Raw genomic sequence first — 21,549 nt, 5'->3', positions numbered from 1 at the left:
CCCCCGTGACCCAAGTCACCAGAAACAGCCCGAATATGTCAAAACTATTTCTGGTCCGTCCCCGGGGATTTGACCGGCCGCTGAAACGTCCATAGAACGCCCACCAACTCCTGGGCGGTGCCTCATGTCGCACAACACTTTTGGCCATCTTTTCCGCGTCACCACCTGGGGCGAAAGCCACGGCCCGGCGCTCGGCTGCGTGATCGACGGCTGTCCGCCCGGCATCCGCTTCACGCGCGAGGACATCCAGGCCGATCTCGATCGGCGCCGTCCGGGCCAGTCTCGCTTCGTCACCCAGCGGCGCGAGCCGGACGAGGTGAAGATCCTGTCCGGCGTGATCGAGGACGGCGACGCGCTGGTGACGACCGGAACGCCGATCTCGATGCTGATCGAGAACGTGGACCAGCGCTCCAAGGACTATGGCGATATCGCCCGGCAGTACCGGCCGGGGCACGCCGACTACACCTATGACGTCAAGTATGGCGTCCGGGATTTCCGCGGCGGCGGCCGATCATCGGCGCGCGAAACCGCCGCTCGCGTCGCGGCAGGCGCGTTGGCCCGCAAGGTGGTGCCCGGGATGGTGGTGCGCGGCGCGCTGGTCGCGATCGGCGAGAACGAGATCGACCGCGCCAACTGGGACTGGGATTTCGTCCACGATGGCGAAAATCCCTTTTTCACGCCGGATCGCAGTTCCGTCTCCGTCTTCGCCGACTATCTCGACGGAATCCGTAAGGCAGGTTCGTCTGTCGGCGCAGTGGTCGAAATCGTGGCCGAGGGCGTCCCGGCGGGGCTCGGCGCGCCGATCTACGCCAAGCTCGACCAGGACATCGCCGCCAACCTCATGTCCATCAATGCCGTGAAGGGCGTCGAGATCGGCGAGGGTTTTGGCGCCGCGCGGCTGAGCGGCGAAGAGAACGCCGACGAGATGCGCATGGGCAATGACGGCCGCCCTGTCTTCCTCTCCAACCATGCCGGCGGCATCCTCGGCGGAATCTCGACCGGTCAGCCGGTGGTGGCGCGCTTTGCGGTGAAGCCGACCTCGTCGATCCTCAACCCGCGCCGCTCCATCGACGCGGACGGGCGCGAGGTCGAAGTTCTCACCAAGGGCCGCCACGATCCATGCGTCGGGATCCGCGCGGTCCCCGTGGGCGAGGCGATGGTTGCCTGCGCCATTGCGGACCATTATCTGCGCCATCGGGGGCAGACGGGACGTTAGGGGACTAGAGCGGTAAGGGAATAGGGCAGTAGGGGTTTTCGGCCCCACCCGGCACGATTTTCGAAACTCTTCCCTATTCCCCTACTGCCCTACTCCCCTATCTGGAGTGAAACGAACAGCCATGTCCTACGATCAGAAGCGAGTCGTCGAAGCCATCCGCGCCTTCGAGCGCGGCGAGATCGTCGTGGTGACCGATGACGATGATCGCGAGAACGAGGGCGATCTGATCGTCGCGGCGGTGCACTGCACGCCGGAGAAGATGGCCTTCATTGTGCGCCACACCTCCGGCATCGTCTGCACCCCGATGACGCGGGAGGATGCGCGGCGCCTCAACCTGGCGCCGATGGTGGCCGATAACGACTCGGCCCATACGACCGCCTTCACCGTCAGCGTCGACTTCAAGCACGGCACGACCACCGGCATCTCCGCCGAAGACCGCAACCTGACCGTCCGCAATCTCGCCAACGGCAACGCCGGTGCCTCCGACTTCGTGCGGCCTGGCCACATCTTTCCGCTGATCGCGCGCGAGGGCGGGGTGCTGATGCGCTCCGGCCATACCGAGGCTGCGGTCGATCTCTGCAAGCTCGCGAACCTGCCCCCGGTCGGCGTCATCTCCGAACTCGTCAATGACGACGGCACGGTGATGCGCGGGCCGCAGGTGGCGGCCTTCGCTGAGGCGAACAGCCTGAAGCAGGTCTCGGTGGCAGATCTCATTGCCTATCGTCAGCGCCAGGAGACGCTGGTGGAGCGGCTGGCATCGACGGAGGTCGAGACCGCCGGCGGCAAGGCGCAGGTCTTCACCTACTCCGTGCCGTGGGACGTGATGCATCACCTGGCGGTGGTATTCGGAGACATTCGCGACGGCGAGGACGTGCCGGTACGGTTCCATTCGGAGGACGTGGTGAGCGACGTCTTCGGGACGGGAACATCGCTCAAGGATGTGCTCGATGCTCTCGGCAAGCGGAGCCGCGGTGTGATCGTCTACCTGCGCGAAGGCTCGGTCGGCGTTGCGCACAGCGGGCGCAACAGGCCGGTCAGCGAGGATCGCGAAGGCCACGAGGAGGCCCGCCGCCGTGAAGCCGAATGGCGCGAGATCGGACTGGGCGCACAGATTCTCAAGGATTTGGGCGTGCAGTCGATCGAACTGATCGCGTCACGTGAGCGGCACTATGTCGGCCTTGAAGGGTTCGGGATAAGGATCCTCAGGACCACGCTTTTATAGGCTCCACTTTCTGGCGCTTCGCGGCGCGAAGGCGGAGCCTTGCGCAAGGGGGGAGCGCATGCGCTATGGCTTTATAGGGCTGGGAAGCCTGGGCGGTTCGTTGGCACTCAATCTGGTGCGCGCCGGCTTTCGGGTCGTCGTCCACGATCTCGATAGGGCGAATGCTGCCCCGCATCTGACAGCCGGGGCGGAATGGGCGGACTCTCTGGCGAGCCTTGCCGCTGCGTCCGATGCGGTGATCACCTGTCTGCCTTCGCCCGTCGTGTCCGAGCGCCTGCTGCGCGCGCTTCTGCCCTCCCTCGCAAAAGGCTCGACGTGGATCGAAATGTCGACACTGGGACGAGACGACATCCTCCGCCTTGCGGCGGTCGCAAATGAATACGGAGTCGATACGCTCGAACTGCCGGTCACCGGCGGCGTGCATCTGGCAGCCCGCGGTGAGATCACCCTCCTGGCTGGCGGCGATGCCGAGATCATCGCGCGCCATCAGCCCGCCCTCGATGCGATAGGCGGCAGGCTGTTCCACATGGGGCCGCTGGGTTCCGCAGCCGTGATCAAGGTCATCACCAACATGCTGGCCTTCATCCACCTCGTTGCCGACGGCGAGGCGCTGATGCTGGCGAAGCGTGGTGGGCTCGATCTTGCGAAGGCGTGGGAGGCGATCCGCGCCAGTTCCGGCAACAGCTTCGTGCACGAGACTGAAGGCCAACTCATCCTCAGCGGAAGTTACGATGTCGGCTTCACTATGGACCTGGCGCTGAAGGATCTCGGCTTCGCGGCCGTCTTCGGGCGCGACTTCGGCGTGCCGCTGGACCTCGCCGGCCTGACGCTGCAGACTTTCGAGCGAGCCCGCGCGGCCTATGGGGGAAGCGAGCAGTCTACCGCGGTGGTGCGTCTCCTGGAGGATGCGCTCGGCACAGACCTGCGCGCCCCTGGTTTCCCGGCGCGGCTCGAATAGGGGCTGGCGTTCGCGCCCCACTATGGGGTTTGCAGCCCTGGCGGCGTCAGGCCATCGACGGCGGACTTCAGTTCGCCTTCTCCCGCACCGCCAAAACTCTCGCTCATGATCAGTTCGGAAAGCGGCAGCCGGCTTGCCCAGCCCTTCGATTCGAGGTCCGGCCGGTCCTGGAATCCCGATACCCGCCCCACGCAGAGATAGGCGACCGGGACCGCCTGGTCGGGGATGTCCAGAAGCTGCTTGAGCGCCCGGCTGTCGATGATGCTGACCCAGCCGACGCCGATGCCTTCGGCCCGCGCTGCCAGCCAGAAATTCTGAACGGCGCAGACGGTGCTGTAGAGATCCATCTCCGGATTGTGCCAGCGACCCAGAGGTGAGCCCTCCGCGCGCCGGCGGTCGCAGGTGATGCAAATATTCAGTGCGCTCTCGCAGATGCCCTGCAGTTTCAGGCTGCGGTAGAGCGCCTGCCGATCCTCGGACATCTGCGGCAGTTCCTGCTGCCTGGCCTTCACGAAGATCTCGCACACCGCGCGCCGTCGCTCCTCGTCGCGGATGATGATGAATTTCCATGGCTGCATATAGCCGACCGACGGAGCGTGGTGGGCCGCCAGCAGGAGTCGCGCCAGCACGCTGTCGTTCAGCGGTTCTGGTACGAAGTGGCTGCGGACGTCTCGCCGGGTGAAGATCGCCCGGTAGACCGCCGCACGTGCGGCGGCTTCGAACGAATTGTCGCAAATCGCTTGAGCGGCGTTCCTTGCCATCGCTTTTCCCCTCGCGAATGGAAGTGAACTCCCGCCTGACCATGCGAAAGCCTATCTCTGCCGGGCCGGTCTTCTGACTCGAGATCATCCCGTTTCGACGTCTTCCCGTTCCGAAGAACAGTGACCTATGCCGAAGCAGTCCCTCTCACAGCGTTGGGCACGCCACGGAATTGCACCGTGTTCCCGATTCTCCCGCCTCTCGGCGGGCACCTGGCAGCGGCAGGCAACCTATCCTATGTGGAAGCGCAAGACATCTGCTTTTGGCATGGAGCCACCGCCAGGACGCCTTTTCCCCAGTCACCTGCAGCGATCGCATGGCCATCACCGGGCATGCGCTGGTAGAGTGAACCGATGACTACACGTCTGTACACCCACCCGGTCTTCCTCGAGCACCTGACCCTGCCCGGCCATCCCGAGCGGCCGGATCGGCTTCGCGCCGTTCATCACGCGCTGGAAGACGAGGTGTTCGCGCTGCTTGACCGCGTCGAGGCGCCGGAGGCGGATGAAGGCGTCCTTCTGCTCGCCCACCCGGAGCGGCACGTGGAGGCAGTGCGCAAAGCGATTCCCGAGGAGGGCATCCGCTCGATCGACGCCGACACTTCGGCGAGCCCGAAGAGTTGGGAGGCCGCGATCCGCGCCGTCGGCGCTGCGAATGCCGCCGTGGACGACGTCTTTACCGGGACGGCCGACAACGTTTTCGTCGCGGCGAGGCCACCGGGCCACCACGCCGAGAAGACGAAGGCCATGGGCTTCTGCCTGTTCAACACGGCCGCGATCGCGGCGCGCTACGCACAGGAGAAGCACGGCGCCGAACGCGTCGCCATCATGGATTGGGACGTCCATCACGGCAACGGCACGCAGGACATCTTCTGGGACGACCCGAGCGTACTCTATTGCTCCACGCATCAGATGCCGCTCTACCCCGGAACCGGCGCGCTCAACGAAACCGGCGCCGGAAACATCGTGAACGCTCCGCTGTCGCCGCGCACCGGCGGCGATCTGTTTCGGGAGGCGTTCCGGTCGCGTGTGCTGCCGGCGATCGACAGTTTCTCGCCCGACCTGATCATCATTTCGGCGGGCTTCGATGCCCATCATCGCGATCCGCTCGCCGAAATCTATCTGACCGAGGCGGATTTCGATTGGGCGACTGGGCAGTTGCTCGAGAGGGCTGGGCGTTTTGCTGGCAACCGGCTGGTGAGCGTGCTGGAGGGGGGATATGACCTGGAAGGGCTGTCGACCTCCGTGGCGGCGCATATCCGGCGCATGATGAGAGGTTGAATTGATGACCGAGGAACCGAACGCCGACGTCAAGGCGATGAGCTTCGAACAGGCGCTCGAGGCGCTGGAGCGCATCGTCGACGATCTGGAACGCGGTGACGTACCGCTCGACCAGTCGATTCGAATCTATGAGCGCGGCGAGGCGCTGAAGTCGCATTGCGACCGGCTGCTGAAGGCGGCCGAGGACAAGGTCGAGAAAATCCGCCTGTCGCGTGAAGGCAAGCCTGCCGGGCTGGAGCCGCTGGACGGGGAGTGAGGGCTTCTGTAGCCGCGATTGAAAAAATGGACTGACGATGCTATGTACATGTCCTGTGCATAGTAAGGTCTGCGATGATGGAAATTGCATCGGAAGCCGCCACTGCGAGAGTCATCACCTTGATGACGCCGGCCGAAAAGTCCCGGCTGGAGAGCAAGGCCAGGAAGGCAAATATTTCCATCGGAGAGTTCGTCAGGCGATCGGTCGAGGCCTACGATCCGAACGAAATAGAACAGCTCGAGCAGTTGGCTAATTTGGCTCGTGCGTTTCGGGAGAGCGCCGAGAGAGCGTCTGCCGCCGTCGATCGCGCCAATGCTCAGGTGCAGGCCACTCTCGATCATTTCAGCAAGCGGCGGGGCGCATGAGCGCGCTCGGCGACATCATGGCAGGCCTCAGGACCGTCATGGAACTTACCGGGAAGGTCGAGACACTGACCGGCAAGCTCGACAGACTTGCGATGGACTTGAACGAAGTCGATCGCCGGCTAGTGCGTGTCGAAACGATCATCGAGGTGACGCGCTCCGACGGTGCAACGCTCCGCATCGCGCGAGATCCGGAGAACAAGGCCTAGGCAAGGGAGAAAGCCCCGTGTGCCGCAATATCAAGAACCTGTTCAATTTTGACCCGCCGGCGACGCATGAGGAAATTCGCGACGCGTCACTGCAATTCGTGCGCAAGGTGAGCGGATCCAACAAGCCTTCGAAGCGCAACGAGGCCGCCTTCAACCTTGCGGTCGAACGTATCGCGGAGGCAGCCCACGATCTGCTGCATTCGCTCGAGACCAGTCAGTATCCGCGCAATCGCGAGGAAGAAGCCGTCAAAGCGCGGGCCAAATCCGCGCTGCGCTTTGCCCATCAGGGCTAGCAAAGGCGACCGCCCGCGGTGATCTCGCGACTCTTTTGGAGACTGCGATGAGCTTCTTCCCCGCAAACGACCCGCTTCCCGGCGATAAATTCGCCTGCGACGCCATCGAACTGATGGTGATTCCGAATGCCAAGGACATCGGCGGTTTCGAGGTGCGGCGGGCGCTGCCGACCGCCAGGCGGCGCCTGATCGGACCGTTCATCTTCTTCGATCGGATGGGGCCGGCCATCCTGCGGCCCGGCAAGGCCATGGACGTCCGGCCGCATCCGCATATCGGCCTTGCCACGCTGACCTATCTCTTCGATGGCAAGATAAGGCACCGGGACTCGCTCGGGACCGAGATGGTGATCGAGCCCGGCGACGTGAACCTGATGACGGCGGGGCGCGGCATCGTCCATTCCGAGCGTACGCCGGAAGAACTGCGCGGCTCGCCGATGTCGATGTCGGGCCTGCAGACCTGGATCGCCCTACCGGAATCGCATGAGGAGCATGCACCAGCCTTCGAGCATACGTTGCGTGAGGTGTTGCCGACCTTCGAAGCGGACGGGGCCTCAGGGCGTCTAGTGGTAGGGAACTTCTCCGGCCTGCACTCGCCGGTGCCTACTGCAAGCGACACCCTCTACGTGGATGTCTCGCTACAGCGCGGCGGGCGCATCGCCATTCCGGCTGATAGCGAAGAGCGGGCCATCTACGTCCTCGATGGCTCGGTGGAAATTCTCGGAGACCGCTTCCCTTCCGATCGGCTCCTGGTGTTCCGGCCGGGCGACGAGATCGTCGTGAGCTCAGTAGCTGGGGCGCATTTCATGCTGTTCGGCGGCGCCTCGCTCGGTTCGCCTCGCTACATCTGGTGGAATTTCGTTTCCTCCTCGAAGGAGCGGATTGAGCAGGCCAAGGAGGAATGGCGCACCGGGCGCTTCGACATCGTCCCGGGTGACGAGGCTGAGTTCATCCCGCTACCGGAGGGCTGAGGCACGTCATCCATTTACATGGCAGGCCCGACACCCTATCTGGTTGTGCGATTCCCCCCGACCCAGGCCAGACGATTGAATAAGCTACCGCAAACACCGCTTCTGGATAAGGTACGAATCCCTGCCGATCTGCGCGCTCTGCCTGAAAGCGAGCTCCCACAGTTCGCCGAGGAGCTTCGCGCCGAACTGATCGATGCGGTTTCGCGCACGGGCGGTCATCTGGGCGCCGGGCTGGGCGTCGTGGAACTGACCATTGCGCTGCATTATGTGTTCAACACGCCTGACGATCGCCTGATCTGGGATGTCGGCCACCAGGCCTATCCGCACAAGATCCTGACCGGCCGCCGCGACCGCATCCGTACGCTGCGCATGGAAGGGGGACTTTCCGGCTTCACCAAGCGCACCGAAAGCGAGTACGACCCGTTCGGCGCGGCCCATTCCTCGACCTCGATCTCCGCCGGCCTCGGCATGGCCGTGGCGCGGGACCTGAAGGGCGGCCGCAACAATGTCATCGCCGTCATCGGCGACGGAGCCATGTCGGCGGGCATGGCCTACGAGGCCATGAACAATGCGGGCGCGCTCAATGCGCGGCTGATCGTCATCCTCAACGACAACGACATGTCGATTGCCCCGCCGTCCGGGGCGATGAGCGCCTACCTCGCGCGGCTCGCCTCGGGCCGCACCTACATGGAATTTCGCGAGCTCGGGAAGAAACTGACCTCCTATCTCGGCGAAAAGGTCGACCGCGCCGTCACCCGCGCGGTGGAGCATGCGCGCGGCTACGTGACCGGCGGCACCATGTTCGAGGAACTCGGCTTCTACCACATCGGGCCGATCGACGGGCACAACCTCGAGCACCTGGTCCCGGTGTTGAAGAACGTTCGCGACAATTGCGAGGGGCCAGTCCTCATCCATGTCGTTACGAAGAAGGGCAAGGGCTACGCCCCTGCCGAAGCTGCAAGCGACAAGTATCACGGCGTCAACAAGTTCGACGTCATCACCGGCGCGCAGGCGAAGGCGCCCTCGAACGCGCCGAGCTACACAAAGGTGTTCGCCGAGAGCCTGATCCAAGAGGCGCGCGAGGACGACAGGATCGTGGCGATCACCGCTGCGATGCCGTCCGGCACCGGCCTCGACCTTTTCGGCGAGGCATTCCCTTCACGCACCTTCGATGTCGGCATCGCCGAGCAGCACGCTGTGACCTTCGCCGGTGGCCTGGCGACGGAAGGTCTAAAACCCTTCGTCGCGATATACTCCACCTTCCTGCAGCGCGCCTACGACCAGGTCGTGCATGATATTGCCATCCAGAAGCTGCCGGTACGGTTTCCTATCGACCGCGCCGGCTTCGTCGGCGCCGACGGTCCGACCCACTGCGGCGCTTTCGACACCACCTACCTCGCCAGCCTGCCGGGCTTCGTGGTGATGGCGGCGGCCGACGAGGCCGAGCTTCGTCATATGGTCAGGACCGCGGCGGCATATGACGAGGGCCCGATTGCCTTCCGCTATCCGCGCGGCAACGGCATCGGCGTGGAGATGCCCGAGCGCGGCTCGATCCTCGAGATCGGCAAGGGCCGCATCCTGCGCGAAGGCACCAAGGTGGCGCTGCTTTCCTTCGGCACGCGGCTGGCCGACTGCCTGCTCGCCGCCGAGGAACTCAATGCAGCCGGTCTGTCGACGACGGTTGCCGATGCGCGGTTCGCCAAGCCGCTCGACGAGGATCTGGTGCGACGGCTCGCGAGCGAGCACGAGGTGCTGATCACCGTCGAGGAGAATGCGATCGGCGGCTTTGCGGCCCAGGTGCTACATTTCCTGGCACATCAGGGCCTGCTCGAGAACGGACTGAAGGCGCGCCCGCTCGTTCTGCCGGATTCCTTCGTCGACCACGCTAAGCCCGAGAAGATGTATGTCGATGCCGGGCTGGACAATGCGGGCATTGTGCGCGCCGTCTTCGCGGCGCTCGGTCGTTCCGAGACTGTGCGGCCGGCGCGGGCGTAGTACTGCGCCATACATCGTCGCGTTCCCCAATACGTCTGAGCGCTTGCCAGACAGCGCGGCAATGGCCAAGTAAGCGCGCATGAACGCCGAGGCAAAAACAGCACCGTCCCGTCTTCGGCTGGATGAACTTTTGGTCACCCGCGGATTCTACCAGAGCCGCTCGCGTGCGCGGGATGCGGTTGCGCGTGGCGTCGTGCGCGTCGCTGGCGTTCCCGTGACCAAACCTGGTGTTCCTGTGGGGGAGGGGGTCGAGATCACGGTTGAGGACCCGGCGGCCCGCTATGTGGCGCGCAGCGCGCTGAAGCTGATCGCCGGACTTGACGCGTTCGGCGTCGATCCCGAGGGTAGGATGGCGCTCGACATCGGCGCCTCCACCGGCGGTTTTACGCAGGTGCTGCTCGAACGCGGTGCAACAAAGGTTTTTGCCATCGACGTCGGCCACGGCCAGTTCGATTCCTCGCTGCGCTCCGACCCCCGCATCGTTCTGCGCGAGGGGCTCAATGCCCGAGACCTCTTGCTGGCCGACCTGGATGGCCAGGCGCCGGACCTTCTGGTCTGCGATGTCAGCTTCATCTCGCTGAAGCTGGCGCTTCCGCCCGCTCTTGCGCTCGCCGCGCCGGGCGCGCGTGGGGTGTTTCTGGTGAAACCGCAGTTCGAGGCGGGACGTGAGGCGATCGGCAAGGGCGGACTGCTGAAGGACCCCAACGTCGGGCCTGCAATTGCGCGCACACTTGCCGAGTGGCTGGAGACGGTCCCAGGTTGGCGCGTACTCGGTCTGCATCCTTCGCCGATCGAGGGTGGCGACGGCAATCGCGAGTTTCTGCTCGGCGCAATCAAGGACCGCGCATGACGACACTCCTCATCGATCGCCTCGGAGCGCAGGGTGACGGCGTCGCCGACACGCTGGACGGGCCTGTCTACGTTCCGTTCGCGCTGCCCGGTGAGCGGGTCAATGCCGCGGTCGAGGGCAGCCGAGGCACGCTCATGGCCGTTCTCGAAGCTTCCCCAATGAGGGTGGAGCCGGTCTGCAGGCACTTCGCCGATTGCGGCGGCTGCGCGCTGCAGCATCTCGACCCAGTACAATACCGGGCCTGGAAACGCGACAGGGTCGTCCAGGCGCTCGCCGCGCGGGGGATAGACGCGGAGGTCTCGGAGATCGTTGCGGGCACGGCACGGTCGCGGCGCCGCGCCGTATTTTCTGCGCGAAAAACCGAGGCCGGTATTGTGCTTGGCTACAACCGGGCCGCCTCGCACGCGATCGTGGACATCGAAGAATGTTTCGCCGTTCTTCCGGAGATTGAAGCGAGTCTGCCGATGCTGCGATCGCTGGCAACGCTTATTGCCGTGACGCGCGATTCCTTCCACCTCACCGTGACCTCGACGGCATCAGGCCTCGACGTCGCCGCAACCGGCTCGGGGAAACTCACTGAAAAGAGCCGTCGCGAAGTGTCAGACTTCGCCCTCCGCAATGGCCTTGCCCGGCTCTCGGTGGATGGCGAGATCATCATCGAGCCGCGAAAACCGATGGTCCAATTCGGATCGGCGGCCGCCGTGCTGCCGCCCGGCGGCTTCCTGCAGGCAGTTGCGGCTGCCGAGGAGGCGATGGACGGGATCGTCGCAGGGCACCTGAAACGGGCGAAGAAGGTGGCGGATCTGTTCGCCGGGGCAGGAGCCTTCGCGCTCAGGCTGGCATCGCGATCCGAAGTTCATGCGGTCGAGGCGGATGCGGCCGCGCTCGCGGCACTCGACCGCGCCTTCCGCGGCACCCCCGGCCTGAGGCGCATCACCGTCGAGAAGCGCGACCTGTTCCGGCGGCCGCTGACCTTCAAGGAACTGAATGCATTCGAGGGCGTAGTCTTCGATCCGCCCCGGGCGGGCGCCGAGGATCAGTCGAAGCAGATTGCGCGATCTGACGTTCCCTACGTGGCGGCTATCTCCTGCAACCCGGCGACACTTGCCCGCGACCTGCGCATCCTGATCGACGGCGGCTATGCCGTGAAGCAGGTGACGCCGGTCGACCAGTTCCTCTGGTCGCCGCATGTGGAAGTGGCGGCGTTGCTCGAGAAACCGCGGAAGCGGCGCTGACGGCGCATCTAGGCCCCGCCAGCGCGGGGTCCGGTGAAAAGGGCGGCGTTTGCTCAGTCCCAGGCCGCGCCTTCAAGAAGGTCGAGCGGGATCTTGAGGTAGCGCCGGCCGTTGCCCTCCGGTTCCGGCAGCCGCCCTCCGTTTATGTTCACCTGGAGCGCATGCAAAATCAGCCTGGGCATCGCCAGCGTCTTGTCGCGGGCCTGCCGCAGGGCGACGAACTCGGCCTCGTTCCTGCATTTCGAGATGTGGGAGTTCTTCGCCTTCTGCTCGGCCACCGTCGATTCCCACAGGGGCTCGCGGCCACCCGGCTGATAGTCGTGGCCGGTGAAGACGCGCGTATCGTCCGGCAGCGACAGGATTTCCTCAATTGAGCGCCAGAGCTGGCCGGCATTGCCGCCCGGAAAATCAGTGCGCGCGGTGCCGCTGTCGGGCATGAACAGCGTATCGTGCACGAAGGCGGCATCGCCGATCACATAGGTGATCGAAGCAAGCGTATGGCCGGGCGAGAAAAGCACCTTGGCTGGAATGGAGCCGACGCTGAATGTCTCACCTTCGGCAAAGAGCTTGTCCCATTGCGAGCCGTCGGCGGGGAAATCCGGCCAGTTGTAGAAGCTCTTCCACAGTTCCTGGACCTCGGTGACCTTCTCGCCGATCGCGGTGGGCGCGCCAGTCTTGTCCTTCAGGTATCGCGCGGCCGAGAAGTGGTCCGCATGCGGGTGCGTGTCGAGGATCCACTCCACGGTGAGGCCATTCTCCTGAATATAGCCGAGAATGGCGTCCGCATTGCGGGTGGCCGTCGCACCCGACTTCTCGTCGTAGTCCAGCACCGGATCGATGATCGCGCAACAGGCGGTTTCGGGATCCGCTACGACGTATTGGATCGAACAGGTGCGCTTGTCGAAGAACCCCTTCACCAGCGGCTTGTGCATCGCCATCCTCCGATCCGGCGGGCCGCATGGGCTGCCCGTTCGTATCAGACAGGCGCCTGAAGGTGATTGCAAGACTGAAGGGGAGGCGCCTGCGGGTTCCTTGGCCTAGACCCGCGTTCCGCCCAGCGTCATCTGGTTCATCCTAAGATGCGGTTGGCCGACGCCGACCGGAACGCCCTGTCCGGCCTTGCCGCACATGCCGATGCCCGGATCGAGCTTCATGTCGTTGCCGACCATGGTGACGCGGTGCATGGCGTCGGGGCCGTTGCCGATCAGCATGGCGCCCTTGATCGGCTGGGTCACCTTGCCGTCCTCGATCATGTACGCCTCGGTGCATCCGAACACGAACTTTCCGGAGGTGATATCGACCTGCCCGCCGCCGAATGAGACGGCATAGACCCCGTGCTTCACCGAGGCGGTGATCTCCTCGGGCGTGTACTCGCCGGCGGTCATATAGGTGTTGGTCATGCGCGGCATCGGCTGGTGCGCGTAGGACTCGCGACGGCCGTTGCCGGTGGCCTTCATGCCCATCAGGCGGGCGTTCTGCCGGTCCTGCATGTAGCCGACCAGCTTGCCGTCCTCGATCAGGACGTTGCGGTTTGAAGGCGTGCCCTCGTCGTCTACGGAGATCGAGCCGCGCCGCTCCGCGATGGTCCCGTCATCGACCACGGTAACGCCCTTGGCGGCCACCTGCTGGCCCATGAGGCCGGCGAAGGCGGAGGTCTTCTTGCGGTTGAAGTCGCCTTCGAGGCCGTGGCCCACCGCTTCATGCAGCATCACGCCCGGCCAGCCGGAGGACAGCACGATGTCGAAGGTCCCAGCCGGGGCCGGCACCGCCTCGAGGTTGACCAGCGCCTGGCGCAGCGCCTCGTGGGCTGCCTGCTTCCAACTGTCCTCGACCAGGAACTCGCCAAACCCCTTGCGGCCGCCGGCGCCATAGGTCCCGGTCTCCTGGCGGTCGCCGTCGCCGACCACCACGGAAATGCTCATCCGGACCAGCGGCCGCACGTCGCGCACGGTCTGGCCGTCGGCGCGGATGATCTCCACCTGCTGCCACGACGAGACCAGGGATGCTGTCACCTGGCGCACGCGCGGGTCCTCGGCGCGCACCCAGGCGTCGATCTCCTGCAGCAGCTTGGCCTTTGCCTCGAAGCTGGGGGACCCGGTCGGGTTCTCCTCGCCGTAAAGATGCCGGTTGGTGCGGGGAGGGGCCTCGGCGAGCGTGCCGGAATAGCCGCTCTTGACCGTCGACACGGCGTCTGAAGCGCGCAGCAGCGCCGAATGCGACAACTCGCTCGAATGGGCATAGCCGGTCGCCTCGCCGGCAACAGCGCGAAGGCCAAAGCCCTGCTCGGTGTTGAAATTGGCCGTCTTCAGCCGGCCGTTGTCGAACATCAGCGCTTCCGACTCGCTGTACTCGAGGAAGAGCTCTCCATCGTCCGCGCCGTGGATCGTATCTGCGACAAGCGATTTGACCTGATCCTCGCCTACGTCGAAGCGGCTGAGCAGACTGTCTTGCATGGCTATGTTCCGTAAACTCGGTTCGGATTGTGCGTAGCACGCCCTGCAGAGATAGGGGAGGGATGGTCGGATTCCCAACGATCGATGACGTCTCAGAGCCAAATGCACTGCCGCGCGGTCCAAGCAACGGGGACTCTGGATAGCTATGTAGGGAATTTCGTACTTTATATGTTACAATTCTGCGTACACTGGAGGCCTATCGCATGCAGCGTGTGGAAGCCGCATTGAGCGTATCGATCTCGGACCTGAGAAAGAGCCCATCGTCCGTGATCGAGTCTGCACAGGGAGAACCTGTCGCAATCCTCAACCACAACCGTATCATGGCTTACATGGTGCCGGCTGACGTCTATGAGGCCATGCTCGACCGGTTGGATGATCTCGCGCTCATCGAGATCGCCAAGGAACGCGCCCATGAAGAGGGCGTGCCGGTCCACATAGATGACCTATAGGCTGGAGTTCCTGCCCTCTGCGCGGAAGGAATGGGACAAGCTCGGAGCCACGGTCCGCCAACAATTGGTGAAAAAATTGCGCGGGCGCCTCGAACAGCCGCGCATTGCTGCCGCCGCTCTTCAAGGAATGCCGGATCATTACAAGATCAAGCTGCGTCAGTCCGGCTACCGGCTGGTCTACCGAGTTTCGGATCGAACTGTAACGGTTACCGTGGTTACATTCGGCAGACGGGACCACGGTAAGGTGTATGATGTGGCAAGGCGGCGTTGAGTCTGCCGCCCTGCCCGAAGGGTCGAAAGCCTCAGTAGTCGATCACGCCGTCCAGGGCGTAATGCTTCACCGTCTTGCGGTTGGCGATGAGCTGGTCGACCGTCGGCTCACCCTTCATGGCGCGCGAGATCGCGAGCTTGGTGGCCTCGTAGTTGGTCCGGTAGAGATCCTTGCGGTTTAGATTCTCGTCCTCGGCGCAGCGCGGATCGAGCCAGACGGTGATGATCATGCACAGTTCGTCGGCCTGGTCGCGAGGGAGGATGTCTTCCGCCAAGCAGTCGACGATCGCATCGCCCATCGCTGCCTGCACCACCCCGCCGAGCAGTTCGGCGTAGGCCATGTTCTTGATGGTGACCTTGGTCGTCATCATCGTCGCAGGCTTGACCGCCTGATTGAGGTCGCGCACGACGAACATGCGCGTGTGCCCCTTCACCTGTCCCATCATGCCGGCGAATGCCTGGCCGACCGGACCCCTGATCGAGCCGATCACCACCTCGGGCATCGCGTCGGTCGCCTGACCTTCCGCCGCCAGAACGGTCGCCTCACCCGTACGAAGCCAAATGTCAGTCATGATTATCCCTCTCTTGTGGTTGACGTCACGGTTGAAACAGGGCGGGCGTGCCCTTTGCGGGCCGCCGATGATTTAGACTACGCTGAAGCAGCGAGCGCTGTCTTCAGGGTAGCGCGGAAAAGCCCTCGCCGAAGCCGGTAAGGTCGACCGGGATGCCGATGCCTTCTTCCGGCGTCTGGAAGACGATGAAGGTGGCCGACTTGCCGTTCTTCAGCGTCTCCATCAACTGCTTCTCCAGGATGACCTCGGCATAGCAGCCATCGGCGAAGCAGCGGACGAAATAGGCGCGACCGATATCCTTGCCGTCGATGTTGAGGCCAAGGCCGTTGGGCAGCAGCACGCCGAGCGGCGCCAGCACGCGCAGGATCTCCGCCTTGTTATCGGCAGTGCGCAGCACGACGACGGACAGGCCCATCTCCGGCCGGTCTTCCGCGACGACGTTCTGCATCATCACGCACTGCTCGGCAGTGGCGCCGGCGGGCGTATCGCAGATGATCGACCAGGCGCCATGCGTTTCCTTCACCTTCCCGGGCTGCTGCGCCCCTGCCAGCGGGGCGGCGCAGACGGCGGCGGCGCCCACAAGGGCGGCGATGATCTTGGAATGGCGGGATCTCATGGAGGCTCCAACGCGAATCGGGGCGCTTTCTGCAGAAAACACGGCAAGGTTACAACAAGGACACGCCACAACCAGCGACTACCTCGGATCGAGCGCGCCATAGCATGTCGAAAAGCGCGGGCTTTTCAAGGCCCGCGATAGGCATCCTTATTATGGCATCGGTTCGGCGCGAAAGCTCCGGCTCTCGCGCAAAAATGCCGCACACGGGGTTGGTGTCCTTCCTTGCGGACCGATAAAGAGTATGGTTTGAACCAGCCGGACGGACGCCCGGGATTCCCTCCCGGCTGCCGGATCATGCCGTCATGGGACAATACGGCATTGAAGCGGGAGTGAAGAGGACGATGAAGAGAATACTCACCGGCGGCGGCGCTGCGGCGTTCATCCTCGGCGCGCTGGCGCCGGCTCTGGCGGACCAGCCCACGCCATGGCAGGTGCGCTTCCAGGCGGCGGCCACCCCGATCATGGAACAGATCGAATGGTTTGAAGCCTTCTCGCTGTGGTTCATCATTCCGATCACGCTGCTGGTGCTGGTCCTGCTGGGCTACTGCATCGTGAGGTTCCGCGCGAGCGCGAACCCGGTGCCCTCCCGCACCAGCCATAACACGATGATCGAGGTGATCTGGACTGTCGCTCCGGTCCTCGTTCTGCTCTGTCTGGCCATTCCTTCCTTCCAACTGCTCACGGCTCAGTACACGCCGCCGGAGGAGCCGCAACTGACGGTCAAGGCCACGGGCAACCAGTGGAACTGGGATTACGAGTATCAGCTGGAACAGCCGATCTCCTTCAACTCCGCCATTCTCGCCGAAGCTGACCGTGCGTCCTTGGGCAAGGAGGATATGGCGCGATACCCGCGGCTGCTGGCCGTCGACAACGAGGTGGTGGTTCCGGTCAACACCACGGTGCGGGTTTTGGTGACGGCTTCGGACGTGATCCATGCCTTCGCGATGCCTGCATTCGGCGTGAAGACCGACGCGGTGCCTGGGCGCATCAACGAGACCTGGTTCAACGCCAGGAAGGAGGGCCTTTTCTACGGCCAGTGCTCCGAGCTCTGCGGCAAGGATCACGCCTATATGCCGATCGCCTTCCGCGTCGTGACCCAGGAGCAATATGATACCTGGCTCGCCGCTGCCCGCACCGATCTTCCCGGTGCGAACAAGGCGCTGATGGCCGCCGTGGACGGGGCGGTCAAGGTCGCCGGAAACTGACGGATCTGGGCTAAGGAAAAGAACGAGGAACGGAGCGGGACATGGCAGGCGCTGCAGCCCACGACGCCCATCACGAACACAAGCCGCGTGGCTGGGTTCGCTGGGTCTATTCGACCAACCACAAGGACATCGGGACGCTTTACCTGATCTTCGCGATCATTGCGGGTCTCATCGGCTTCCTGCTGTCCGTTATGATGCGCTGGGAACTCGCCGAGCCGGGCGTCCAGATCTTCACCGGTCTGGCCCAGATCGTCTACGGCTTCGAGGGCGATGCCGCGATCGATGGCGGCAAGCACATGTACAACGTGTTCACGACGGCGCATGCGCTGGTCATGATCTTCTTCATGGTCATGCCTGCGCTGATCGGCGGCTTCGCCAACTGGATGGTGCCGATCATGATCGGCGCGCCCGACATGGCGTTCCCGCGCATGAACAACATCTCGTTCTGGCTGCTGCCGCCGGCGTTCCTGCTGCTGCTGATCTCGATGTTCGTCCCCGGTCCTGCCGGTGGATTTGGCGCAGGTGGCGGCTGGACGATCTATCCGCCGTTCTCGACCTCGGGTCAGCCTGGTCCGGCCATGGATTTCGTGATCCTGTCGCTGCACGTGGCCGGCGCCTCGTCGATCCTCGGCGCGATCAACTTCATCACCACCATCTTCAATATGCGCGCCCCTGGCATGACGCTGCACAAGATGCCGCTGTTTGCCTGGTCGGTGCTGATCACTGCGTTCCTGCTGCTCCTGTCGCTGCCGGTGCTCGCTGGCGGCATCACCATGCTGCTCACCGACCGCAACTTTGGGACCGCCTTCTTCGCGCCCGAGGGGGGTGGTGACCCGGTCCTGTTCCAGCACCTGTTCTGGTTCTTCGGTCATCCGGAAGTGTACATCCTGATCCTGCCGGGCTTCGGCATCGTCAGCCACATCATCTCGACCTTCTCGCGCAAGCCGATCTTCGGCTACCTCGGCATGGCCTACGCGATGGTGGCTATCGGCGTGGTCGGGTTCGTGGTGTGGGCGCACCACATGTACACGAGCGGTATCTCGCTCGACACGCAGCGCTACTTCACCTTTGCGACGATGGTGATCGCGGTTCCGACCGGCATCAAGGTGTTCTCGTGGGTCGCCACCATGTGGGGCGGCTCCATCAGCATGCGAACTCCGATGCTGTGGGCGATCGGCTTCATCTTCCTGTTCACGGTGGGCGGCGTCACAGGCGTGCAGCTTGCCAATGCCGGTCTCGACCGCTCGTTCCACGACACCTACTACGTCGTGGCGCACTTCCACTACGTGCTGTCGCTGGGGGCCGTCTTCGCCATCTTTGCGGCCTGGTACTACTGGTTCCCGAAGATGACCGGCTACATGTATTCCCCGCTGATCGCGCGGACGCACTTCTGGGTCACCTTCATCGGCGTGAACCTGGTGTTCTTCCCGCAGCACTTCCTCGGCCTGGCCGGCATGCCGCGGCGCTACATCGACTATCCGGATGCCTATGCCGGCTGGAACATGGTATCGTCCTACGGCGCTTATCTGTCGGCGATTGGCGTGCTGATCTTCCTGTTCGGCCTGTTCGAGGCGTTCTCGAAGAAGCGCGTGGCCGGTGCCAATCCCTGGGGTGAAGGCGCGACGACACTGGAATGGCAGCTGTCCTCGCCGCCGCCCTACCACCAGTGGGAAGAGCTGCCGAAGATCCGGTAAGCATTCCCTCCAAGCTTTCGCCGCCGGCTAGCCGGCGGCGAGTGCAAGACGAGAAACCGATCGCGATAGCATGGCATTCTTGGATAGAACCGTTTTGGGCGAGAGCGACGCCGGTATGTCGGAAGCGACTGCCGGCGACTTCTTCGCGCTGCTCAAGCCGCGCGTGATGTCGCTGGTCGTCTTCACCGCGTTCGTCGGCATGATGGCGGCGCGGGTGCCGCTCAACCCGATCATCGCGGCGACGGCCATCCTTGCGATTGCGATCGGAGCGGGCGCATCCGGTGCGCTGAACATGTGGTACGACGCGGATATCGATGCGGTGATGAAGCGGACGGCCGGGCGTCCCGTACCCGCTGGGCGCGTGCGGCCTCGCGAAGCGCTGGCCTTTGGGCTGGTCCTGTCTGCCTTGTCCGTTATGGCGCTGGGCGTGCTGGTGGACTGGGTGGCCGCCTCGCTGCTGGCCTTCACCATCTTCTTCTATGCCGTCATCTACACGATGTGGCTGAAGCGCTGGACGCCGCAGAACATCGTGATCGGTGGCGCGGCCGGGGCTTTGCCGCCGGTCGTGGGCTGGGCAGCGGCGACGGGCACCGTCAGCCTGGAAAGCATCATCCTGTTCCTGATCATCTTCCTGTGGACGCCGCCGCACTTCTGGGCGCTGGCACTGTTCAAGGCCGATGAGTACGGTCGTGCGGGCGTACCGATGATGCCGAACGTCGCGGGCATTCCCTCCACACGCCGTCAGATTTTCGTCTACTCGGTCATCCTCGCGGTAGCGGGCGTCGCGCCGTGGTGGCTCGGTTACGTCGGATATGCCTACGGCGTGGTAGCTGCGCTGCTTGGTGCAGGCTTCGTCTGGCATGGCTGGCAGGTGCTGCGCATGGCCGACGATGACAAGGTCATGCGCCCGGCCAAGTCGCTTTTTGCCTACTCCCTGCTCTACCTCTTTGCGATCTTCGCTGCATACCTGGTCGACTCGGTGGCCGAGCGGGCTCTGGGCCTCGCAGGAGTGTGAGTGGCATGGACCTTCAGACCGTGAAGCCCACTGAAAAGCAACTCAAGGCACAGCGTAGCCGCTCTATCGCGATCGCCCTGGCGCTGGCAGCCTTCGTCGTGATCGTCTACGTCGTCAGCGTCGTCCGTATCGGCCCGGCTATTCTCGATCGGAGCTTCTGAGCGATGCCCGAGGTCAGCACAAATCATTCGGCTGGGAAGGGGCGATCGAATAAGGTCGTCGCAGGGGTCTGCGTCGCCTTCTTTGCCGGCATGGTCGGCATGTCCTATGCGGCGGTACCGCTCTACGACATGTTCTGCCGGGTCACCGGATATGGCGGTACAACGCAGCGGGTTACCCAGTACTCGGACCGGGTCAGTGACCGCGTCGTGACCGTACGCTTCGACGCCAACGTGTCGGGTGGACTTCCCTGGGAGTTCAAGCCGGAACAGCGCGAAGTGACGTTCAAGGCGGGCGAGACCGTGCAGATCGCCTACAAAGCGGTCAATATTTTCGACCGGCCCACGTCGGGGCGTGCGACGTTCAACGTTCAGCCGGAACTGGCCGGTGGCTATTTCAACAAGGTCGAATGCTTCTGCTTCACCGACACGACCCTGAAGCCGGGCGAGAGCCTGGACATGCCGGTCGTCTTCTACGTCGATCCAGCTATCGACGAAGTGCCGGAACTGAAGCATATGAAGACCATCACGCTTTCCTATACCTTCTTCCCGATTGAGGGGAAGGAGACGGCGACAACCGCCAATACCGACAAGATTGCCGACGACAAGCTCGGGGGATGAGAATGGCAGACGCTCACGCCAAGAACCACGATTACCACATCATCGACCCTAGTCCTTGGCCGTTCATCGGCTCGGTCGGCGCGTTCGTCGCCGCGCTCGGCGGCATTGCCTGGATGCAGTACATGAAGGGTGGCAGCCTGCCGCTTTTCGGCATCGACTTCGCGCACGCGCGCTACTTCATCTTCGCCATCGGCATACTGGTGATCCTCTACACCATGTACGCCTGGTGGTCGGACACCGTCAAAGAAGCGCATGAGGGCCATCATACGCGTGTGGTGTCGCTGCACCTGCGCTACGGCATGATCATGTTCATCGCCTCCGAGGTGATGTTCTTCGTCGCCTGGTTCTGGGCCTTCTTCGATGCCAGCCTCTTCCCCAATGAGGTGCATCAGGTCGCCCGCGCCGAGTACACCGGGGGTGTGTGGCCGCCCAAGGGCATCGAGGTCCTCGATCCCTTCCACCTTCCGCTCTACAACACAATCATCCTGCTGCTGTCGGGCACGACCGTGACCTGGGCGCACCACGCGCTGCTGCACAATGACCGCCGCGGCCTCGTCAATGGCCTGACGCTGACGGTCGGATTGGGCGTGCTGTTCTCGTTCGTGCAGGCCTACGAGTACATTCACGCTCCGTTCGGCTTCAAGGACTCGATCTACGGCGCCACCTTCTTCATGGCGACGGGCTTCCATGGCTTCCACGTGTTCATCGGCACGATCTTCCTGCTGGTCTGCCTGCTCCGAGCGATGCGCGGCGACTTCACGCCGAAGCAGCATTTCGGCTTTGAGGCGGCCGCCTGGTACTGGCACTTCGTCGACGTGGTCTGGCTCTTCCTCTTCGCCTGCATTTATGTGTGGGCATCGGCGGGAGCACCTATCGCCGCCGGCCACTGAGCG

Annotated in this window: 25 protein-coding genes and 1 riboswitch; of the genes, 20 read left to right on the top strand and 5 right to left on the bottom strand. The window is 63.8% G+C overall.

Features of this window, described 5'->3' with window-relative positions:
• Nucleotides 1-124 precede the first annotated feature (124 nt).
• From aroC to HUI96_RS06485, 3 genes are all read left to right on the top strand, one after another.
• Nucleotides 125-1,216, top strand: coding sequence for a chorismate synthase (gene aroC / locus HUI96_RS06495; protein ID WP_188253838.1), 1,092 nt, complete (start codon nt 125-127; stop codon nt 1,214-1,216).
• 121 nt (nt 1,217-1,337) lie between these two features.
• The gene (gene ribB, locus HUI96_RS06490; RefSeq protein ID WP_188253837.1) at nt 1,338-2,438 is read left to right on the top strand and encodes a 3,4-dihydroxy-2-butanone-4-phosphate synthase; all 1,101 of its coding nucleotides are present in this window, start codon (nt 1,338-1,340) and stop codon (nt 2,436-2,438) included.
• Nucleotides 2,439-2,496: 58 nt separating this feature from the next.
• A complete protein-coding gene (locus HUI96_RS06485; RefSeq protein ID WP_188253836.1) occupies nt 2,497-3,396 on the top strand; it encodes an NAD(P)-dependent oxidoreductase in 900 nt (299 codons plus the stop codon).
• Between the two features lie 20 nt (nt 3,397-3,416).
• Here the strand turns inward: HUI96_RS06485 and bluB are convergent, their stop codons facing one another.
• Nucleotides 3,417-4,157 carry a 5,6-dimethylbenzimidazole synthase gene (bluB, locus tag HUI96_RS06480; RefSeq protein WP_188253835.1) on the bottom strand — a complete coding sequence of 247 codons (741 nt, stop codon included), beginning with the start codon at nt 4,155-4,157 and terminating at the stop codon, nt 3,417-3,419.
• A 46-nt stretch (nt 4,158-4,203) separates the two neighbouring features.
• A riboswitch (cobalamin riboswitch) is annotated at nt 4,204-4,386 on the bottom strand.
• A gap of 122 nt (nt 4,387-4,508) precedes the next feature.
• Here bluB and HUI96_RS06475 point away from each other — a divergent pair.
• The 9 genes from HUI96_RS06475 (at nt 4,509) to HUI96_RS06435 (ending at nt 11,603) form a co-directional block, all read left to right on the top strand.
• On the top strand, nt 4,509-5,435 hold the full coding sequence (locus tag HUI96_RS06475) for a histone deacetylase family protein (protein WP_188253834.1): 927 nt from the start codon (nt 4,509-4,511) through the stop codon (nt 5,433-5,435).
• A gap of 4 nt (nt 5,436-5,439) precedes the next feature.
• The gene (locus HUI96_RS06470) at nt 5,440-5,691 is read left to right on the top strand and encodes an exodeoxyribonuclease VII small subunit (RefSeq protein ID WP_188253833.1); all 252 of its coding nucleotides are present in this window, start codon (nt 5,440-5,442) and stop codon (nt 5,689-5,691) included.
• A 74-nt stretch (nt 5,692-5,765) separates the two neighbouring features.
• Nucleotides 5,766-6,056, top strand: coding sequence for a plasmid mobilization protein (locus HUI96_RS06465; RefSeq protein ID WP_188253832.1), 291 nt, complete (start codon nt 5,766-5,768; stop codon nt 6,054-6,056).
• Nucleotides 6,053-6,262, top strand: a complete 210-nt coding sequence (locus HUI96_RS29315; protein ID WP_188253831.1) for a hypothetical protein — start codon at nt 6,053-6,055, stop codon at nt 6,260-6,262. The genes HUI96_RS06465 and HUI96_RS29315 overlap by 4 nt, the downstream gene beginning before the upstream one ends.
• Nucleotides 6,263-6,279: 17 nt before the next feature.
• On the top strand, nt 6,280-6,555 hold the full coding sequence (locus tag HUI96_RS29310; RefSeq protein ID WP_188253830.1) for a DUF2277 family protein: 276 nt from the start codon (nt 6,280-6,282) through the stop codon (nt 6,553-6,555).
• A 47-nt stretch (nt 6,556-6,602) separates the two neighbouring features.
• Complete coding sequence (locus tag HUI96_RS06450; protein ID WP_188253829.1) at nt 6,603-7,523, top strand: pirin family protein; 921 nt, start codon at nt 6,603-6,605, stop codon at nt 7,521-7,523.
• A gap of 75 nt (nt 7,524-7,598) precedes the next feature.
• On the top strand, nt 7,599-9,518 hold the full coding sequence (dxs, locus tag HUI96_RS06445; RefSeq protein ID WP_188253828.1) for a 1-deoxy-D-xylulose-5-phosphate synthase: 1,920 nt from the start codon (nt 7,599-7,601) through the stop codon (nt 9,516-9,518).
• Between the two features lie 79 nt (nt 9,519-9,597).
• Nucleotides 9,598-10,368 carry a TlyA family RNA methyltransferase gene (locus HUI96_RS06440; RefSeq protein ID WP_188253827.1) on the top strand — a complete coding sequence of 257 codons (771 nt, stop codon included), beginning with the start codon at nt 9,598-9,600 and terminating at the stop codon, nt 10,366-10,368.
• A complete protein-coding gene (locus tag HUI96_RS06435; protein WP_188253826.1) occupies nt 10,365-11,603 on the top strand; it encodes a class I SAM-dependent RNA methyltransferase in 1,239 nt (412 codons plus the stop codon). The genes HUI96_RS06440 and HUI96_RS06435 overlap by 4 nt, the downstream gene beginning before the upstream one ends.
• A 53-nt stretch (nt 11,604-11,656) precedes the next feature.
• On the opposite strand, the gene HUI96_RS06430 is transcribed toward HUI96_RS06435, so the two are convergent.
• Together HUI96_RS06430 and tldD are read right to left on the bottom strand one after the other, a co-directional pair.
• Complete coding sequence (locus HUI96_RS06430) at nt 11,657-12,541, bottom strand: MBL fold metallo-hydrolase (RefSeq protein WP_188253825.1); 885 nt, start codon at nt 12,539-12,541, stop codon at nt 11,657-11,659.
• Between the two features lie 99 nt (nt 12,542-12,640).
• Nucleotides 12,641-14,056 carry a metalloprotease TldD gene (gene tldD, locus HUI96_RS06425; protein WP_188253824.1) on the bottom strand — a complete coding sequence of 472 codons (1,416 nt, stop codon included), beginning with the start codon at nt 14,054-14,056 and terminating at the stop codon, nt 12,641-12,643.
• Between the two features lie 203 nt (nt 14,057-14,259).
• Here tldD and HUI96_RS06420 point away from each other — a divergent pair, with 203 nt between their 5' ends.
• Nucleotides 14,260-14,505, top strand: coding sequence for a type II toxin-antitoxin system Phd/YefM family antitoxin (locus HUI96_RS06420; protein WP_188253823.1), 246 nt, complete (start codon nt 14,260-14,262; stop codon nt 14,503-14,505).
• Nucleotides 14,495-14,776, top strand: coding sequence for a type II toxin-antitoxin system RelE family toxin (locus HUI96_RS06415; RefSeq protein ID WP_188253822.1), 282 nt, complete (start codon nt 14,495-14,497; stop codon nt 14,774-14,776). Before HUI96_RS06420 ends, HUI96_RS06415 begins: the two co-directional genes overlap by 11 nt.
• 31 nt (nt 14,777-14,807) lie before the next feature.
• On the opposite strand, the gene fae is transcribed toward HUI96_RS06415, so the two are convergent.
• On the bottom strand, nt 14,808-15,347 hold the full coding sequence (fae, locus tag HUI96_RS06410) for a formaldehyde-activating enzyme (RefSeq protein ID WP_188253821.1): 540 nt from the start codon (nt 15,345-15,347) through the stop codon (nt 14,808-14,810).
• Between the two features lie 103 nt (nt 15,348-15,450).
• Complete coding sequence (locus HUI96_RS06405; protein ID WP_188253820.1) at nt 15,451-15,963, bottom strand: invasion associated locus B family protein; 513 nt, start codon at nt 15,961-15,963, stop codon at nt 15,451-15,453.
• Nucleotides 15,964-16,304: 341 nt separating this feature from the next.
• Between HUI96_RS06405 and coxB the strand changes: the two genes are divergently transcribed.
• The 6 genes from coxB to HUI96_RS06375 all read left to right on the top strand — a co-directional run bounded on the left by coxB (nt 16,305) and on the right by HUI96_RS06375 (nt 21,546).
• Entirely contained in the window at nt 16,305-17,168 is an 864-nt protein-coding gene (coxB, locus tag HUI96_RS06400) for a cytochrome c oxidase subunit II (RefSeq protein WP_237683996.1), read from the top strand.
• Between the two features lie 41 nt (nt 17,169-17,209).
• Nucleotides 17,210-18,862, top strand: a complete 1,653-nt coding sequence (gene ctaD / locus HUI96_RS06395; RefSeq protein WP_188253818.1) for a cytochrome c oxidase subunit I — start codon at nt 17,210-17,212, stop codon at nt 18,860-18,862.
• A 70-nt stretch (nt 18,863-18,932) separates the two neighbouring features.
• Nucleotides 18,933-19,877 carry a heme o synthase gene (locus tag HUI96_RS06390; RefSeq protein ID WP_188253817.1) on the top strand — a complete coding sequence of 315 codons (945 nt, stop codon included), beginning with the start codon at nt 18,933-18,935 and terminating at the stop codon, nt 19,875-19,877.
• A 5-nt stretch (nt 19,878-19,882) separates the two neighbouring features.
• Nucleotides 19,883-20,038, top strand: a complete 156-nt coding sequence (locus tag HUI96_RS06385; protein WP_188253816.1) for a hypothetical protein — start codon at nt 19,883-19,885, stop codon at nt 20,036-20,038.
• 3 nt (nt 20,039-20,041) lie between these two features.
• Entirely contained in the window at nt 20,042-20,656 is a 615-nt protein-coding gene (locus HUI96_RS06380) for a cytochrome c oxidase assembly protein (protein WP_188253815.1), read from the top strand.
• Between the two features lie 2 nt (nt 20,657-20,658).
• Entirely contained in the window at nt 20,659-21,546 is an 888-nt protein-coding gene (locus tag HUI96_RS06375; protein ID WP_188253814.1) for a cytochrome c oxidase subunit 3, read from the top strand.
• Nucleotides 21,547-21,549: the final 3 nt, after the last annotated feature.

This window comes from Pseudaminobacter soli (ex Zhang et al. 2022), from assembly GCF_014595955.1.
Taxonomy (GTDB): domain Bacteria; phylum Pseudomonadota; class Alphaproteobacteria; order Rhizobiales; family Rhizobiaceae; genus Kumtagia; species Kumtagia pseudosoli.
The sequence above is the reverse complement of the archived record's forward strand: the minus strand, read 5'-3'. Positions and strand labels throughout refer to the sequence as shown.